Below are 17,477 nucleotides of genomic sequence, written 5' to 3'. Positions count from 1 at the left end.
CCGGCAGGTGGGCGCGCGTGTCGTGCTGTGATTTCTCGCGATGCATCATCTGCTGATTCCTTCCCTCTCCGCCCTGCCCGCGGCTCACGCCGGCAGCTTGAAGTCGGCAACCGAGCGGCGCAGGTCGGCCGCCAGCTGTGCCAAATGACCGATCGACTCGGCGGTCTGTCCCGCGCCCTGCGAGGTCTGGCCGGTAATCTGCCGGATCACGCCCATGGTGCGGGTGATGTCCGACGCGGCCGACGACTGCTGCTGGGCGGCGATCGAGATGTTCTTGATGAGGTTGTTGAGCGCGTTGGACACGCGTTCGATTTCGGTCAGTGCGGTACCGGCATCCTCGGCCAGGCGCGCACCGGACACCACTTCAGCGGTGGTCTGCTCCATCGAGCTGACGGCTTCATTGGTATCGGCCTGAATGGCCTGGACCAGGCCTTCGATCCGTCGGGTCGCACCGGAAGTGCGTTCTGCCAGGCGCTGCACTTCGTCGGCCACAACCGCGAAACCACGACCGGCCTCACCGGCCGAGGCCGCCTGCACCGCGGCGTTCAACGCCAGGATGTTGGTCTGTTCGGAAATGTCGTTGATCAGTTCCACGATCGAGCCGATTTCCTGCGACGACTCACCCAGGCGCTTGATGCGCTTGGAGGTTTCCTGGATCTGGTCACGGATCTGGTCCATGCCCTGGATGGTTTCGCGCACGACACCGGCACCTTCGGCGGCGATGACCACCGAGCGCTGTGCCACGTCGGCCGACTCGGCCGAGTTGCGCGACACCTGTTCGATGCTCGACGCGATTTCGCCGATGCGGTCCGACGCCGAGGTGATCTGGTTGGCCTGGTGGCCCGCCGCTTCGGCCAGCTGCATCGCCGTTGCCTGGGTTTCCTGGGTCGACACGGCGACCTTGGCCGAGGTGTCGTTGATGGTGGTCACCAGGTGGCGCAGTTCGTCCACGGCGTAGTTGATTGCGTCGGCGATGGCGCCGGTCATGTCCTCGGTCACCGAGGCCTTCACCGTCAGGTCGCCTTCACCCAGCGAGCTGATTTCGTCCAGCAGCCGCATGATGGCCTGCTGGTTGCGGCTGTTGAATTCCACCTGGGTCTGGTAGCGCAGTTCCTGTTCACGCGAACGGCTGCGCACGGTGCTGCTGACGAAGCCGATGATGGCGAACAGCGACAGCGCGCCGGACACCACGCCCAGCCAGAAGTTCGGGAACGGGCGCGTGTCGCGCACCGAGCCGAACGAGGAGAACGCCTCGAACAGCTTCTTGCTGTCGTCCAGCATCTTGCCCGAACCACCGGTCAGGGCCGCCGCCGAGGACTGCGCCGAGAACAGCTGGCGCGAGCTGGCCAGGATCGCGTCGGCGTCCTGCTTCATGGTGTCCCACTGCTTCTGCGACTGCTCCAGCGCCGCCAGCGCGCCGGCATTGCGGACCGGCGCGATGCCCAGCTCTTCATTGCCGTTGCGCAGCGCCTCGAGCACCTGGGTGAACACCACCGAGTCACGCGCCAGTGCGTCGCCGGCGGCGGCGGCATTGGCGCCACCGGCGCGCATTTCAGTGACGCGGCGGGCCATGGAGCCCACCACCACCACCTGCTGCAGCGCGTTGTAGACCTGCGAGGCCGGTGCACCACCGGCCGACATGGCACGCACCACTTCGTTCAGCTGTGCCTGCAGCGCCGGAACGCCGTTGACGAAGTTGTTGGCGTTGCCGGCCAGGGCCAGCACAGCCGGCTCACTGGCCACCAGCTGGGCAGCGCTCTTGCCGAGCGGCTCCCAGGTCTGGCTGAGCTGGTTGAGCGGTCCGGAAACGTTGGTTTCGCTGCCGTAGCGCCCCTGCAGGCTGCTCACGGTGCTTTCGATGCGCGTCTTGGTGTCCTTGAAGGCGGTGAATGCCTGGGCGTTACCCGAAACCGCTTCACGCCCCTGGTTGGCCAGCTGCTGGGACAACACCTGGAGATCGGCGGCACCGGTACTGGCGCCGGCCAGGCGGCTGCCCTGCCAGGTGGCCACGCCGGTATTGAGGCCGAACAGGATCATCGACACGGCCAGCAGGCCCAGCCAGAAATTGGTTCCCACCGTGCCCAGCTTGCCGGCCTTGGCGGTTTCCGAAGTAGTACTCATCGTTCAACCTCGATCTTCAAATGCAGTGAGGCAGGCAGCAGCGTTCACGCCGCGGCCTGCCTGAATTCGGGGGTACGCGACAACAGCGACAGGGAGAACACGCCCCAGTCATGGCCGTCGCCGTGGAACGCGCGGTCGATGAAGTGGGCATACCGACCGCTGGCCAGGTCACCGGTGCCGGTGTCCTGTTGCTGCTCGAAGCTGCGCTGGCCGAACAGTTCATCGATGGTCAGGGCGACGTCGCCGCCGGCCTGGCGCATGATGAGCACGCGCTGGCCTTCCTGCTGCACGGTGCGCTCGCCTTCCATGAAGTACTTCAGGTCGACCACCGGGAACAGGTTGCCGCGCAGGTTGCCCACGCCGAGCAGCCACGGCTGTGCGCCGGGGACCGGGGTGATGGGCGGCATCGGCACGATTTCCACCACTTCGCGGAAGTCCGAAACGAGGTGGCGCTTGCCGACCCGATACCCCACGCCGCGCCACAGGTCCTGGGCGAACTGCCGTTCGGGCAGCTGCACCGCATGGGCCAGGCTGCGCCGTTCGTAGGCTTCGAGGATGTCGAAAGGAGAACGCATCAGGACACCAGTTCGTTGATCTGCGCGATCAGCTCGTCCTCGCGCGGTGGCTTGACCATGTAGGCGGACGCGCCCTGGCGAAGTCCCCAGGCCTTGTCGGTTTCCATCGCCTTGGTGCTCACGATGATGACCGGGATGCCCTTGGTCGTCTCGTCACGGTTCAGCGCGCGGGTGGCCTGGAAGCCACTCATGCCGGGCAGCACCACGTCCATCAGCACCAGCTGCGGCCGTGGGTCGAGCTCGTGGACGAGCTTGAGGCCGTCCTCGGCGTTGCCGGCCTCGAACACTTCGTGCCCGGCCTTGGTCAACCATTGGATGAACACCGCCCGGTCGGTCGGTGAGTCCTCGATCAGAACGATTCGAGCCATTGTGCCTTTCCCCCCTGGTCAGGCGTTTACGTATGTGCGGATGGCACCCAACAGTTCTTCACGTGTGAAAGGCTTGGTCAGGTACTGCTCCGAGCCCACGATGCGTCCGCGCGCCTTGTCGAACAGGCCGTCCTTGGAGGACAGCATGATCACCGGCGTGGACTTGAACAGCTGGTTTCCCTTGATCAGCGCGCAGGTCTGATACCCGTCGAGACGGGGCATCATGATGTCCACGAAGATGATCTGGGGCTGTTGGTCGGCAATCTTGGCCAACGCCTCAAAACCATCGGTCGCAGTCACCACTTCGCAGCCTTCGCGCTTGAGCAGTGTTTCCGCGGTCCTGCGAATGGTCTTCGAATCATCGATGACCATGACTCTGAGCCCTGCGAGTTCCCCACCCGCAGCCATGTTTTCAGTCATTACCTTTCCCCGAGCGCGCGACGCTTCTGCTTTGGTCCGGCGCCGCTGCGAAAGCGTATCTATATCCCACCACGCGGCCGTCATCAAGGGTGTGCTTCCCAAGCCAAGCCGGGTGCGCCCCCCGGGTCGGCGCCGCGCCCGGAATTGCGCAAACCGTGAAGGCCTCCGGACGCTGCGTTCCGGTCGCCAGGGCAGGCAGCGCGGGCGCATTGCCGCTACCATCAGCGCCTGCCCGCCAGGTTGCGACCATGCCGTTGAATGTCATCGTGGTGATGGACCCCATCGCCCATATCAAGATCGCCAAGGACACCACCTTCGCCATGTTGCTGGAAGCCCAGCGCCGTGGCCACGCCCTGCATTACGTCAGCCCTGGTGGGCTGGCGCTGCGTGACGGGGTGGCGGTCGCCCGTACCGCCCCGCTCCAGGTCCGCGACGACGCGCATGACTGGTTCACGCTGGGCGAATTCAGCCAGACCACGTTCGGCCCCGGCCAGGTCGTGCTGATGCGCAAGGACCCGCCGGTGGATGCCGAATTCATCTACGACACGCAGGTCCTGGGCGTCGCCCAGCAGGCCGGCGCGCTGGTGGTGAACGACCCGCAGGGCCTGCGCGACTACAACGAGAAGCTGGCCGCCCTGCTGTTCCCGCAGTGCTGCCCGCCGACCCTGGTCAGCCGCCGCCATGCCGACCTGAAGGCGTTCGTGCTCGAACACGGCCAGGCCGTGCTCAAGCCGCTGGACGGCATGGGCGGGCGCTCGATCTTCCGCAGCGGCACCGGCGATCCGAACCTCAACGTGATCCTGGAGACGCTGACCGACGGCGAGCGCAAGCTGGCCCTGGTGCAGAAGTTCATTCCGGACATCACCGCCGGCGACAAGCGCATCCTGCTGGTCGACGGCGAGCCGGTGGACTACTGCCTGGCCCGGATCCCGCAGGGCGACGAATTCCGCGGCAACCTGGCCGCCGGCGGCCGCGGCGAAGGCCGCCCGCTGAGCGAGCGCGACCGCTGGATCGCCGCCCAGGTCGGGCCGGAGATGAAGCGCCGCGGCATGCGCTTTGTCGGCCTGGACGTGATCGGCGACTACCTGACCGAGGTCAATGTCACCAGCCCCACCTGCGTGCGCGAGCTGGACGCCCAGTTCGGCCTGAACATCGCCGGCACCCTGTTCGACGCGATCGAGGCCGGCCTGCCGCGATGAGCACCGTGGTCGCGCCGATGGTGCCGTTGCAGGCACGCGAATCGCAGCGCCTGGGTGCCACCCTGGCGCTGTCGGCACTGGTGCATGCGCTGCTGATCCTCGGCGTGGGCTTTGCCGTGAGCGACAACGCCGCGCTGGTGCCGACCCTGGATGTGATCTTCAGCCAGACCCAGACACCGCTGACGCCGAAGCAGGCCGACTTCCTGGCGCAGGCCAACCAGCAGGGTGGCGGCGACCACGACAAGGCGCAGCGTCCTCGCGACAACCAGACCGGTATCGTGCCGCAGCCGCAGGCCGGCGTGTCGCCAGTGCCGCAGCGGCGCCAGGATGCGGCCAGCCCGCCGCCCCCGCAGGCGCGGGTGGTGTCCACCCGCAACAGTGCCGACCGGATGGCCGACGCCCAGCCGCAGCCGCTGCCGGACCACCCGCAACCGGACGCCCCCATGACGGCGCGCGAGCAGCGTGATGCCGACATGGCGCGCCTGGCCGCCGAAGTGCACCTGCGCTCAGCGCAGTACGCCAAGCGCCCGAACCGCAAGTTCGTCTCGGCCAGCACGCGTGAGTACGCCTACGCCGGCTACCTGCGTGCCTGGGTAGATCGCGCCGAGCGCGTGGGCAACCTGAACTACCCCGACGAGGCCCGCCAGCGCCGGCTCGGCGGCCAAGTGGTGATCACGGTGGGCGTGCGCCGCGACGGCAGCGTGGAAAGCAGCCGGATCCTGCGCAGCAGCGGCACCCCGCTGCTGGATGAGACGGCGTTGCGGGTCATCCGCCTGGCCCAGCCGTTCCCGCCGTTGCCCAAGACCGATGACGGTGTGGACATCCTGCAGGTCACGCGGACATGGGTGTTCCTGCCGGGCGGGGAGTTGCGGGACGACCGGTGATGCAGCACCCGCCGCGCGTAGAGCCACGCCCTGCGTGGCTGGGGCGTTACACGGATTGTTTCGCCGCCCTTGCGGCCTGCTGTTCCACCAGGGTCAGGGCCACGTTGTTGCGCAGGTAGGCCGGCTCGACCCGCTCCGGGGCCATCGCCTCGCCACGTTCGAACATCGGCACCGCCAGCGCCAGCACGTCCGACGCGCGCGGCAGGGCCTGCGCATCCACGCCATCCAGACGATTCGCCAACCGGGTGGCCAGCAGGCCCTCGGTCGCGCCGAAGCCGGTGCCCACGCCGAACCAGCGGCTGCCATCGGGCAGCTCCACCGATTCGGGCGCGCACACCACTTCTTCGCCCTGCAGCTGCCACTTGCCGTCCACGCGCAGTTGCCGCGCCACGTACACCTCCCCCATGCGCGCATCGATGCTGCTCAGCACATGCGTGGCATCCGCCGGCGCGCGCAACGCCAGGGCCTGCAGGGTAGACACGGGAATCAGCGGGCGGTCCAGCGCCAGCGCGATGCCCTGGGCGATGGCGATCGCCAGCCGCACCCCGGTGAATGCGCCGGGACCACGCCCCAGCGCGATCGCGTCGAGCTGCCCGCGCGCCAGGCCGGCCTCGGCCAGCAGCGCCTCGGCCCACGGCAGGCTCAGCTCGGCGTGGCGGCGCGGGGCGATCTCGAAGCGCTCAAGCACCTGCCCATCCACGTACAGGGCAACGGAACAGGCTTCGGTCGCGGTTTCAAAGGCGAGCAGTTTCATGGCGGTCAGAACAGGGAAGTGGGGAAGACATCGTCGGCGGTGGCCGGCACCGGCGCGGAGACGGGTGCAGCGGCAACGGCGGCCGGATCGGCGACAGCCCATTGTGGCGCAAAGAAGGCACGTACATCGTCCAGCGCGCGGGTGCGGCGGAAGGGTGGCAACGAATCCAGGAAGGTGCGCCCATAGCTGCGGCTGACCAGGCGCGGGTCGCACAGCACCAGCACCCCCCGGTCGGTCTCGCTGCGGATCAGCCGCCCTACCCCTTGCTTGAGCGCGATGACGGCCTGCGGCAACTGCTCATCGCGGAACGGGTTGCCGCCGTCGCGGCGGATGGCGTCCAGCCGCGCTTCGAACACCGGGTCGTCCGGCGCCGCGAACGGCAGCTTGTCGATCACCACCACGCTCAGCGCATCGCCGACCACGTCCACGCCTTCACGGAAGCTGGCCGAGCCCAGCAGCACGCCATTGCCGGACTCACGAAAGCGCTGCAGCAGCGTGGCGCGCGGCGCCTCGCCCTGGACGAACAGCGGCCACGGCGCATCACGCAGCGCCTCGGCCGCCTCGCGCAGCGCACGATGCGAGGCGAACAACAGGAACGCGCGGCCGGCGGACGCCTCCAGCACCGGCGTCAATGCCCGGATCAGCGCGGTACCGAAGCCGCGCGCGGCCGGATCCGGCAGATCGGTGGGCAGATAGCACAGCGCTTGGCGGGACCAGTCGAACGGACTGGGCTGCAGCAGGGTGATCGGGTCATCCAGGCCCAGGCGCTGCGCGATGTGCTCGAAATGCCCATCCACGGTAAGCGTGGCGGAGGTGAATACCCAGGCGGCCATCGACTTCTGGCGGTGCTCGCGGAGCGGCCCGGACACATCCATCGGCGTGCGCTGGCAGCGGAAACCGCGCGGGGTCAGCTCGTACCAGAGCACCTCGGCCGCTGCCGGCGCGCCATCCGGCTCGGCGTCGAAGTCCAGCAGCGGCGCATCGTCGCCCAGCCAGCGCGACAGCCGCGACACCGCTTCGGTCGCGCGGGCATGGCAGGCATCCAGCCCCGGCGACGCCTCGCGCACCCCGTCCAATGCGTCGCGCACCGTCACCAGCGCAGTCATCGCCGCATCGAATCCATCGCGCACCTGTGGCACGGCCAGGGCACGCCATTGCGTACCCCGCGGCGGCAGCCCCTCCATTGCCTCACGCAGGTCGCGCAGGGTCTGCTCCAGCGTCGCCGCCGATGCCTGCAGCGCGGCCTGCGCACCCGCCACGCTGCGGCTTTCGGCCAGGCAGTCGCGCGCCAGCTCCTGCCAGGGACGCATGCCGAAGCTCTCGCCGAAGAAGTTGGCGGCCAGTTCGGGCAGCTGGTGCGCTTCGTCGATCACGAACGCCTGCGCGCCGGGCAGGATCTCGCCGAAGCCCTCCTGCTTCAACGCCAGGTCGGCCAGCAGCAGGTGGTGGTTGACCACCACCACGTCGGCCGCCTGCGCACGCTGCCGGGCCTGGACCACGAAGCAGTCGTCCCAGAACGGGCACTCCGTACCCAGGCAGTTGTCCACCGTGGAGGTGACCATCGGATACAGCGGCGAGTCTTCCGGCAGCGCATCCAGCTCGGCCATGTCGCCGAATTTCGTGCGCCCCGACCACGCCAGGATGCGCTGGAACTGCGCGACCTGTTCCGGCGAGACGAAGCGGGGCTCACCCCGCGCCTGCTGCAGGCGGTAGCGGCACAGGTAATTGGCGCGCCCCTTCAGCAGCGCGCTGCTGTGGCCCACGCCAAGCGCGGCGCGCACGCGCGGCAGGTCGCGGTGGTAGAGCTGGTCCTGCAGGGCGCGGGTACCGGTGGAGATGATGGTCTTGAGCCCGGACAACAGCGCCGGCACCAGGTAGGCGAAGGTCTTGCCGGTACCGGTACCGGCTTCGGCCAGCAGCACTTCGCGCTGGTCGAATGCCTCGGCGATGGCCGTGGTCAGGCGCAGCTGCGCGGGTCGCGCGACGAAGGCATCGAGTTGGCTGGCGAGCGTGCCGCCCTCGCTGAGGGCTTCACTGCTGGCATGGGCGAGACGTGACATGCAGCTATTGTAGTGCCGGCCGCTGGCCGGCTCCTCGGAACAATGGCAACCCGAAGAGCCCGGCCGCTGGCCGGCTCTTCGGAACAATGGCAACCCGAAGAGCCCGGCCGCTGGCCGGCTCTGCACAATCCGGACTTCACCGAGGAGCCGGCCAGCGGCCGGCACTGCCTCGATAGCGCTTGAGGAGCCGGCCAGCGGCCGGCACTACCTCGATAGCGCTTGAGGAGCCGGCCAGCGGCCGGCACTACCCTCAATAGCGCTTGATCGCCGGCACCGTGCAGCCTTCCAGCTGGGCGTGCGCCGATACCGCGTTTTCCTTCTCACCGCGGGCCAGACGCGACTGCTCGATCGTGGCCCAGTGGCGGCGGCACAGCGGGCCGGTTTTCGAGCCCAGGTCCACCGCCTTGCGCGCCAGCGTTTCGGCGCGGGCCCAATCGCCCTGCAGCAGGGCGATCTCGGCACGTTCCTGCAGGATCGACGGGTCGCCTTCGGAAATAAGCAGCGCCTCGTTCAGCGCTTCAGCCGCGCCGGCCAGGTCGTTGGCCTGGCGTTTGGCCAGCGCGACCACGCGCAGGTCTTCGATACCCGCGTCGCGCAGCGGCTGCACGGCCAGTTCCTTGTCATCGTTGCCGGCAGCCGCGTCCACTGCCGCCAGCCGCTGGGCCGGGGTGGTGGTGTCGACCGGCACCTTGACCGGCGGCGCGGTGGACACGCAGGCGGCCAGGGCGACGCCGAGCGCAAGCACGGCAGAGGTACGGATCACGGTGCGGGAAGGAATCATGCGGGCCAGCCTCTGGTGCGGTTCATCGAGCGGGGGGAGTGGCCGCGGGCGCGGCCTGGGCCGGCTCTGCGGCCGGCTCGGGCTTCTTGTCCAGACCGAACCAGCTGCGCCAGCCGCCGCCTTCATTGCCTTCGCCCCCCTCACCTTCGGGCAAGGCGGTCGGCGCCACGCAGGCGGTATAGGCGGGCGCGTAGCCGACCACGAACGGGAAGCGACGCGCACCCGGGCAGGATTCGTCGGTGGCAGCGGTGCCGCTGGCCTCCACCGGCTGCCAGTCCAGGCCCTTGTTGCTGACCTTCAGCGGCGAACTCGGCAGGCGGCTGAAGATGCCCGACCAGACCCGCATCGCACCGGTCGCACCGAACAGGCCGGTCTGTTCATTCTTGTCGTTGCCCATCCAGACCACCGCCAGGTGGTCGCCGGTGTAGCCGGCGTACCAGCTGTCGCGCCCGTCGTTGGAGGTACCGGTCTTGCCGGCGGCCTGCAGACGGCCCAGGCCATCGGCGTTGAGCCGTTGCGCGGTGCCGCTGGAGACCACCTGCTGCAGGCCGATGCTGATCAGGTTGGCGGCAATGGAGTCGCCCTCCTGCGCCGGCGCGGGGGTCTTGTCGTAGCGCTTGAGCAGCTTGCCCTGCGGGTCGAGCACGCCGCGTACGGCGTGCAGCGGCTGGATCTCGCCACCCGAGGCAAGGAACTGGTACAGCTGGGCCATCGCGTACGGGCTCTGGTCGGTCGCGCCCAGGATCACCGACGGGTTGCTCTCCGCCTTGAGTCCGGCCAGCACATGGATCAGCTGGGTGACCCGCTCCGGGCCCACCTGCATGCCCACGCGCACGGTGGCCTGGTTGTAGGAGTTGGCCAGCGCGTCGATCAATCGCACGGTGCCGTGGCTGCGATTGTCCGCGTTGCCCGGGGTCCAGCGCTTGCCGCGGCTGAGCTGCACGGTGACCGGGGAGTCATCGACGAAACTGGCCAGCGAATACTTGTCCGGTTGCGCCAGCGCCAGCAGATACACGAACGGCTTGAGCAGTGAACCCACCTGCCGCTGCGCCTCGATGGCGCGGTTGAAGCCCGGCTCGGATACATCACGGCTGCCGACCACAGCCAGCACGTCGCCGTTGTGCACGTCGGTCAGCACCAGTCCGGCCTGCAGTTCGGGGCGTCGCTTGTTTTCCAGCGACTTCAGCGTCTTGGTGACGGCGCCTTCGGCATAGGCCTGCGCCGACGGCGCCATGCCCGTCATCACGCTCAGCCCGGCGCCCTGCAGCACCGATTCCGGGTAATCATGGCCCAGCTGGCGACGCACCAGGTCGACATAGGCGGGGAAGCGGTTGGCGGCGATCAGCCCCGGATTCTTCGGCACCCCGAGCGGCGCCTTGAGCGCACGCTGCAGCTCGGCGTCATCGATCAGGCCGTTCTCGTGCAGCTTGCCCAGCACGAAGTTGCGCCGGTCCAGCGCGCGTTCCGGGTTGCGCCGCGGGTCGTAGTAGGACGGGCCCTTGACCAGGCCGATCAGCAACGCGACGTGCTCGGTATTAAGCGAGGACAGATCGCGCCCGAACCAGAACTCGGCACCCGAGGACATGCCGTGGATCGCCTGGCTGCCGCGCTGGCCCAGGTAAACCTGGTTGAGGTAAGCCTCAAGGATGGTGCGCTTGTCGTAGCGCGCCTCCATGATCAGCGCGTACAGCACTTCGTTGAATTTGCGGGTGACGGTCTGTTCCTTGCCAATCCCCAGCAGGCCGCTGCGGGCCAGCTGCTGGGTGAGCGTGGAGGCGCCCTGGCGGCTTTGGCCGCCGGAACGAATGGTGACCCACACCGCGCGCGCGATGCCACTCAGGTCGATGCCGTGGTGGCGGTTGAAGTCCTTGTCCTCCACCGCCTGCAGGCCAGTGACCAGCAGCTCCGGCGTTTCCTCCAGGCGCACCAGGCGGCGCTCTTCCTGCTTCTGTCCGTACAGCGTGGCGATACGCGCCGGATCCAGGCGTGCGGCCTTGACTGCCTTGCGGCTGTCGGCGTCGCGGAGCGAGGCGACCTGACCGCCGGAGACGCTCAGTTCAACCCGACGCGGCGCGACCCGACCGTCCACGTCGTTGTAGCCGCGGCTGGAGATGACGAAGCGACCGCCATCCTGGCTGAACGTGGCCGGTGACTTGCCGGTCCCGTCATCCCGGTACGCCGATGCCGCCAGCTCGGTCTTGAGCGTCTGCACATCCATGGCCACGCCCGGCGCCAGCGCCAGCGGTCGCGCATAGACACGCGTCGGGATCTGCCAGCGCAGTTCGCCAAAACGTTGCGTGACCTGCGTATTGAGGTAGACCGTGTAAGGGATCAGGAATCCGAGCGCCAGCGCGAACGCGGCCATGCCCCAGGTGATCAGGCGACGACGCCAGCGCGGCCAGCGGCTTTCGGTGTCGTCCTCGAACTCGTCGATGTCGTCGGAATCGTAGCGTGGGGGCACGGGCATTCGGAAGAATAAACTTTGCCGAGTCTAGCGCAGCTGCCGCTGCAGCAGGCGCCAGGCGATCCGCCGTTTCACCGCAGTTCAATCAGGTCAAACCCCGCCCCGCCAGCCGGTCCAGGCACCCCTGCAGGCGGCAACCCCGCCCCGCCAGCCACCGCCCGCCAGGCAGGCATTGGCGATGCGCGCCACCAGCCGCGGCGCGTCATGGGCGATCCAGCGCCAGTCCACATCCACCCGGCGATACACGTGCAGGCGCGACCAGGCCATGCGCCATGCGACCGCGGCCAGCCCCTGCAGGTCGTCGGGTGCGAACGTCACCCCACGCGCCTGCAACAGCGCCTGCAAGCCGCGCAGTCGTTCGGCGGTGCGCTGTTGCCCGCCCCGATCACGCAGATTCAACGCACGAAACTGATGCAGAATCGAGCGCCGCGATGCACCAATCTGGTTGCCACCGTGCTGGCGGTAGTCGATGGTCGAGCGCGGCAGCAGGTCCAGCCCACCCTTCAGCGATGCGATCACCGCCAACCATTCGTCATGACTCCAGCGCGGCGCGACGGGCAGGGCCTCCGCCAACAACGAGCGGCGCAGCGCACAGGTGGCGCCGGTGATGAAATTGCGCAGCAGAATGGCATCCATCGCCTGTCCGGAGCGCTCCAGCGCGATCTCGGCTGGATGCGCCCGCAGCACCTCCAGCAGCGTGGCGCCGAGCGGCGCGCCTTCGCCATCAACCAGGCGTGCATCGCTGTGCAGCATCAGCAGGGTGGGGTCCGCGTCGAATCGGCTGGCAAACGCCTCCACGCGATCGGGATCCCAGACGTCGTCCTGGTCGCACAGAAACAGGACGTCGGCGCGACACCGCTGAAGCGCGTCGGAGAAGTTCGCGACATAACCCAGGTTGCGGGGATGCTGCACCACCTCCACCCGGATGCCGCGGGCCGATGCACGCACGGCGAAGGCATCGAGCATGGCCAGCGTAGCGTCGCAGGAGCCATCGTCACCCACGACCACTTCATCCACAGGCACGGTCTGCGCCAGAATGCTGTCCAGCTGCGCCTGCAGGTAAGGCGCGCCGTTGTACGTGCACATCGCCACGCCGAACCGAGGCGCCGCTGCGGAACCGGTGTGGGCACTGGACATCAGGCCGCACCCTGCTGCTGCGGCGCAAGGCGGATGCGTTCCCCGGCAGCCGACAGCGGCATCGGCGACCACGTGGCCGCATCGGGCTGGAACGGCCGCGGATGAACGCCCAGCAGGCGCTGCAGCGGTGCGTTGTCGGCGACCAGGTCCTGCTCCAGCCGGGAAACCGGCCCGCGGGCGCGCGGAAGCAGCGCCGCGAGCAGCCGCAGCGCGTGCGCCGGCAGGTACAACGGCAACGTCCGCTCGGCCATGCTTGCCCGCACACGCTGGAACATGCGCTGGTACTGCAGGCGCTCGCCGCCACCGATCTCCAGCACCGTCGACGCGGCGGCATCGGTGTCCAGGGCGGCCATGACCGCCCTGGCGATGTCGTCGGCATGCACGGGCTGTCGCAGACCGTGGGTCATGGGGATCGGGAACATGCGCACGCGCCGTGCACGCGCCACGATCGGACTCAGGCTGCGGTCGATACCGGCACCGTAGATCAATGTGGGCCGCAGCACGGTCCACTGCATGCCCAGCCGCCCGGCCTGCTCGGCCAGCCCCTGCTCGCCCCGCTGCAGCCGGGCAACCACGCGCAGCTCATCGGTCTGCGCGGACGCCTGCTTGGTGACCACGCTCATCGAACTGGTGGCGATGATCTTCCGCGCCGGTGCCAGCGCCTGACCGGCCAGCCAGTCCGCCCAGGCCTCCATCGGGCTGAAGCTGACGATCGCCTGCCAGGTTTCTCCGGGGTGTGCTGCCAGGACCGTCTCGAGATCACCCATGCGCCACTGCACCCCCTCTTGGGGAGGTTGTGGCTTACGGCTGATGGCCAGCACCGGAATCCCTGCCATCGACAGGCGTGCAAGCAGGAAACGGCCGATCTGACTGGTCGCACCGGAAACAAGGACGGTCATGCCGGCCCCAGCTGGATATGGACCCCATACTATAGCTGAGGCCCGCCGCGGCCTCAGCGCGACGCGTCGATGTCGTTCAACCGCTGCTGCAGCGCCTGGTGGTCGGCCGACGCTGCGCTGCTGCCCAACGCCTTGGCCGCCTGCAATGCCGTACGGGCAAACTCGACATCGCCCCGCCCCAACCGCTCGCTGCCGATGGCCAGCCAACGCTGGGCCAGCCGCTGCCGGGCGGGGCCGATCGCGTCCGCGCCGGGAGCCAGGGTCTGCCATGCCTCCAGGCAGGCGCCGGCAGCCTGCACGCGGTTCTCGCGGAGCCGGTCCTCGAAACACGCGCGGGTTGCAGGCAGCAGGCGTTGCGCTGCCGCGCGCACGCGCGCGTCGCGCGGGGCCAGCGCCTGTGCTTCGCGCAACGCATCGTAGGCGCTGCGGCCGGGCGGGGCGAGGAAGTCACCGCGGGATTCGGCGTCGGCGAAATTCTCCAGCAACCGCGCCAACGAACGCTCGCGCCGCGCCGGAGTGGCGGCCGGCGTATTCAAGGCGCGCTCGGCCTGGCGCGCCTGCGCCATCGCCTGCCGCGCCGCCACCAGCGCGCGGTCGGAGGCACCCAGCGACTGGGCCGTCTCCAGCGCCTGCTCGGCGGGGCCGAAGCGGAAATCCGCGGCCTGTCGCGTCGCCGCGGCCAACAACGCATCGATGACGCGCTGCAGGCCCTGCTGTGCCGCCGGATCGTCGGGGCGGACGGCCAGCACGGCCTGGAAGTCGGACCCGGCCGCCTCCCAGCGTTGTCGGGTCAAGGCCGCCTGCCCCTGCCGCTGGCGATGCTCCAGCGCGGTATTGAGTGCGGCCTCGCTGGCCGGAAGGTCGACGTGGCCGGCATCGAAGCCGCGTGCACGCTGCAGCACTGCCGAGGACTGCGCCACATCACCGCGCGCGGCCGCCTCGCGCGCCTTCTGCAGCAGGTCGGACAACGCGTCCTCGCGCCCTTCCAGCGCGCGCAGGTGGTTGGGCGCGAGTGCCAGCGCCTGCTGGAACAACGGCAGCGCGCTGTCGTCGCTGCCATCGAGCCGCTGTGCCTGCAACGCTGCCTCGGCGCGGCCAAGCAGCACACCGAAACCGGCGCCGTTCTGCTGGTGCTCGCGCAGCAGGCGCGCCACCGCGTCCGCGTCGCGCTGTGGCACCTGCAGTTCGCGGGCCAGGGCGAGGGCGCGCTGCGCCGCGTCGGGATCACCTGCGGCCAAGGCATCGCGCGCCTGCTGCAGCGCGGCCTGCGCGGTGCGCACCAGGCCGGTGCGCGCCTGCGTGCGGTCGCCATCCAGCGCGAGCGCCGCCTGGTACCACTCACGCGCACCGCTCCCATCGGCCGCACTCAGCCGCCCGGCGGCCAGCGCACGGTCACCGCGATCCAGCAGCTGCTCCACCTGCGGTTCGTTCCAGAACCAGTTCGCCAACGGACGCCTCGCGAGCACCAGCAAGGCGAACACCAGCACGGCCACAAGCGCTGCCCACCGCCAGATCTTCCGTGTGTGCCACGCCTGCAGCCACCACCAGCGACCTTCACGGCGCACGCGGCGGAGCGCTGCATGCGCGGCATCCTGGCGGTCGGGGTGATGGCTCATTCCGTGAGCCTGGCGCTGTTCACGTGATTTCAGCCCAGACGTCGCGCGTCGCTCACGCCCGGCAGCGCATCCAGCTTGCCCAGCAGCGTGGAAAGCTGGCCGTAGTCGCTCACCTTCAGGCGCAGGCGCAGGTGCGCGCGGCCGCTGTTGCGCACGTTGTCACTGTGGATGTCGAGTACATAGGCGTCTTCCTGCGCGATCAGGTTGGTGATGTCCTTGAGCAGCCAGCGCCGGTCCACGGCATCGACCACCACGTCCACCTCGTAGCCGCTGCCCGCCTGCCCCCACTCAACAGGAAGGATGCGCTGCGGGCTGGCCGCCGACAGGCGCGCCAGCGCGGCGCAGTCGGTGCGGTGCACGGTGACGCCGCGGGTACGGGTCAGGTAGCCGACAATCGGCTCCCCGGCGACCGGCTGGCAGCACCGCGCCAACTGCACCAGCAGGTTGCCCACGCCCTGAACGGTGAATTTGGACTTGCCCAGGCCGTCCCGGCGTGCGGTCGGGCGCGGCAGTGCGGGCGCCGCCGGCTGGCTGGCCGCGCGTTCGGCTTCGAGCAGCGCGCGGCTGACCTGGTTGGGGCCGGTGTCGCCCAGCGCGACCTGGATGTACAGGTCATCCACGCTGTCGGCATGGAACTTCCTGGCGGCAACGGCCAGGTCGGCGTGCTGCAGGCCGAGCCGCTTCAATTCGCGGTCGAGCAGGTCACGGCCGGCCTGCACGTTGCGCGCGCGGTCCAGCTTGTGGAACCAGCCACGCACCTTGTCGCGCGAACGGTTGCTGGCCAGGAAGCCGTTGGACGCCAGCAGCCAGTCGCGGCGCGGATCGGCCTCCTTGCCGGTGAGGATCTCCACGCGGTCGCCGCTGCGCAGGCGGTAGGTCAGCGGCACGATGCGGCCGTTCACCTTCGCGCCACGGCAGCGATGCCCGACCATGGTGTGCACGTGGTACGCAAAATCCAGCGGCGTGGCCCCCTGTGGCAGGTCCATCACCTCGTCCTTCGGACTCAACGCGTAGACCCGGTCCTCGGTCAGCTCGGCGTCCAGCGCACCGGCCAGCTCCCCCCCGTGGCCTTCCTGCGACTGCTCCAGCAACTGGCGCATCCAGGTGATCTTGCGGTCGAACGCCTTCTCCGCGCCCTTGCTGCCTTCCTTGTAGCGCCAGTGTGCGGCCACGCCGAGTTCGGCCTGCGCATGCATGTCGTGGCTGCGGATCTGCACTTCGATGGTGCGCCCTTCCGGGCCGATCACGGCGGTATGCAGGGACCGGTAATCGTTGGCCTTGGGCCGGGCGATGTAGTCATCGAACTCGCTTGGCACCGGTGCCCACAACGAGTGCACCACGCCGAGCGCGGCATAGCAGGCGGCCACGTCCTGCACCATCACGCGCACGGCGCGGATGTCGTACAGCTGCTCATAGGCCAGTCGCTTCTTCTGCATCTTCCGCCAGATGCTGTAGATGTGCTTCGGCCGACCGCTGACCTCGGCCTGGAGGCCCTGCGCCAGCAACTCGCGCGAGAGCGCCTTCTTCACCGTTTCCACGTAGCGCTCGCGCGCCAGGCGCGTTTCATCGACCTCGCGTGCGATGCGCCGGTAGGTATCCGGCTCCAGGTGACGGAACGCCAGGTCCTCCAGCTCCCACTTCAACTGCCAGATACCGAGCCGGTTGGCCAACGGCGCGTGGATGTCGCGGGTGAGCTGGGCCAGGGCGCGCCGCTCCTCCTCGGGCAGCCGGTCGGCCGCCCGCATGCGTGCCAGTTGCCGCGCCAGCAGGATGGGCACGACCCGCAGGTCCTGGATGATGGACAGCAGCAGCCGGCGCAGGCCTTCGCTGTTGCGCCCCGCGTCGCGCCCCGCATGCAGCGCCCAGACCTGGTCGGCGGCATCCAGCCCCTCGAGCAGCCCGACGACGCCGGCCTTGTGGTTACCCAGCGGCAGCGCGTCCAGCCCGGTGCGCAGCCCGGGCAGGTCGAACAGCAGCGCGGCCAGCAGCGCGCTGTCGTCGGCCGACAGCAGGGCCAGCGCATCCAGCGTGTCGGCCAGCACCGGCCAGCCGGCCTGCATCGCGTGGTCGGCATCGGCCGCGCCCCAGCGCTGCAGCAGCGCCTCGCGCAGCACAGGCGGCAGCGATGCCGCCGAGGGTCGGTTCAACAGGGCATCCAGGCCGGGGAGAGAAGCGCGGTTCACAGCATCGTGCAGACAA

14 protein-coding genes are annotated in these 17,477 nt (G+C 69.1%); 2 read left to right on the top strand and 12 right to left on the bottom strand.

Annotated elements, in window-relative coordinates; genetic code table 11:
• Nucleotides 1-84: 84 nt before the first annotated feature.
• Genes RT456_RS11665 through pilG form a run of 4 tightly spaced genes read right to left on the bottom strand, consistent with a single transcriptional unit; the run spans nucleotide 85 to nucleotide 3,484 of the window.
• Nucleotides 85-2,121: a methyl-accepting chemotaxis protein gene (locus RT456_RS11665; protein WP_313346678.1), complete on the bottom strand. Its 2,037-nt coding sequence runs from the start codon at nucleotides 2,119-2,121 to the stop codon at nucleotides 85-87.
• A gap of 44 nt (nucleotides 2,122-2,165) precedes the next feature.
• On the bottom strand, nucleotides 2,166-2,696 hold the full coding sequence (locus tag RT456_RS11660) for a chemotaxis protein CheW (protein WP_313346675.1): 531 nt from the start codon (nucleotides 2,694-2,696) through the stop codon (nucleotides 2,166-2,168).
• Nucleotides 2,696-3,064: a response regulator gene (locus RT456_RS11655; protein ID WP_313346673.1), complete on the bottom strand. Its 369-nt coding sequence runs from the start codon at nucleotides 3,062-3,064 to the stop codon at nucleotides 2,696-2,698. Before RT456_RS11655 ends, RT456_RS11660 begins: the two co-directional genes overlap by 1 nt.
• Before the next feature lie 18 nt (nucleotides 3,065-3,082).
• Entirely contained in the window at nucleotides 3,083-3,484 is a 402-nt protein-coding gene (gene pilG / locus RT456_RS11650) for a twitching motility response regulator PilG (protein WP_017356958.1), read from the bottom strand.
• 248 nt (nucleotides 3,485-3,732) lie between these two features.
• Here pilG and gshB point away from each other — a divergent pair, with 248 nt between their 5' ends.
• Together gshB and RT456_RS11640 are read left to right on the top strand one after the other, a co-directional pair.
• The gene (gshB, locus tag RT456_RS11645) at nucleotides 3,733-4,683 is read left to right on the top strand and encodes a glutathione synthase (RefSeq protein WP_313346670.1); all 951 of its coding nucleotides are present in this window, start codon (nucleotides 3,733-3,735) and stop codon (nucleotides 4,681-4,683) included.
• Nucleotides 4,680-5,567, top strand: a complete 888-nt coding sequence (locus RT456_RS11640) for an energy transducer TonB (RefSeq protein ID WP_313346667.1) — start codon at nucleotides 4,680-4,682, stop codon at nucleotides 5,565-5,567. Before gshB ends, RT456_RS11640 begins: the two co-directional genes overlap by 4 nt.
• Nucleotides 5,568-5,613: 46 nt before the next feature.
• Here the strand turns inward: RT456_RS11640 and tsaB are convergent, their stop codons facing one another.
• The 8 genes from tsaB to RT456_RS11600 form a co-directional block, all read right to left on the bottom strand.
• Entirely contained in the window at nucleotides 5,614-6,321 is a 708-nt protein-coding gene (gene tsaB / locus RT456_RS11635; protein WP_313346665.1) for a tRNA (adenosine(37)-N6)-threonylcarbamoyltransferase complex dimerization subunit type 1 TsaB, read from the bottom strand.
• 5 nt (nucleotides 6,322-6,326) lie between these two features.
• Complete coding sequence (locus RT456_RS11630) at nucleotides 6,327-8,381, bottom strand: ATP-dependent DNA helicase (protein ID WP_313346662.1); 2,055 nt, start codon at nucleotides 8,379-8,381, stop codon at nucleotides 6,327-6,329.
• Between the two features lie 250 nt (nucleotides 8,382-8,631).
• The gene (locus RT456_RS11625; RefSeq protein ID WP_313346660.1) at nucleotides 8,632-9,162 is read right to left on the bottom strand and encodes a hypothetical protein; all 531 of its coding nucleotides are present in this window, start codon (nucleotides 9,160-9,162) and stop codon (nucleotides 8,632-8,634) included.
• A gap of 22 nt (nucleotides 9,163-9,184) precedes the next feature.
• A complete protein-coding gene (gene mrcB, locus RT456_RS11620; RefSeq protein WP_313346657.1) occupies nucleotides 9,185-11,623 on the bottom strand; it encodes a penicillin-binding protein 1B in 2,439 nt (812 codons plus the stop codon).
• A gap of 93 nt (nucleotides 11,624-11,716) precedes the next feature.
• The gene (locus tag RT456_RS11615) at nucleotides 11,717-12,763 is read right to left on the bottom strand and encodes a glycosyltransferase family 2 protein (protein WP_313346654.1); all 1,047 of its coding nucleotides are present in this window, start codon (nucleotides 12,761-12,763) and stop codon (nucleotides 11,717-11,719) included.
• Nucleotides 12,763-13,662, bottom strand: coding sequence for an NAD(P)-dependent oxidoreductase (locus RT456_RS11610; RefSeq protein WP_313346651.1), 900 nt, complete (start codon nucleotides 13,660-13,662; stop codon nucleotides 12,763-12,765). The genes RT456_RS11615 and RT456_RS11610 overlap by 1 nt, the downstream gene beginning before the upstream one ends.
• A 53-nt stretch (nucleotides 13,663-13,715) precedes the next feature.
• Nucleotides 13,716-15,278 (bottom strand): hypothetical protein, encoded by a 1,563-nt coding sequence (locus RT456_RS11605; protein ID WP_313346648.1) that lies wholly within the window; start codon nucleotides 15,276-15,278, stop codon nucleotides 13,716-13,718.
• 29 nt (nucleotides 15,279-15,307) lie between these two features.
• The gene (locus RT456_RS11600; protein ID WP_313346645.1) at nucleotides 15,308-17,461 is read right to left on the bottom strand and encodes a bifunctional (p)ppGpp synthetase/guanosine-3',5'-bis(diphosphate) 3'-pyrophosphohydrolase; all 2,154 of its coding nucleotides are present in this window, start codon (nucleotides 17,459-17,461) and stop codon (nucleotides 15,308-15,310) included.
• Nucleotides 17,462-17,477 lie beyond the last annotated feature (16 nt).

The organism is Stenotrophomonas sp. (genome assembly GCF_032099025.1).
GTDB lineage: Bacteria > Pseudomonadota > Gammaproteobacteria > Xanthomonadales > Xanthomonadaceae > Stenotrophomonas.
The sequence above is the reverse complement of the archived record's forward strand: the minus strand, read 5'-3'. Positions and strand labels throughout refer to the sequence as shown.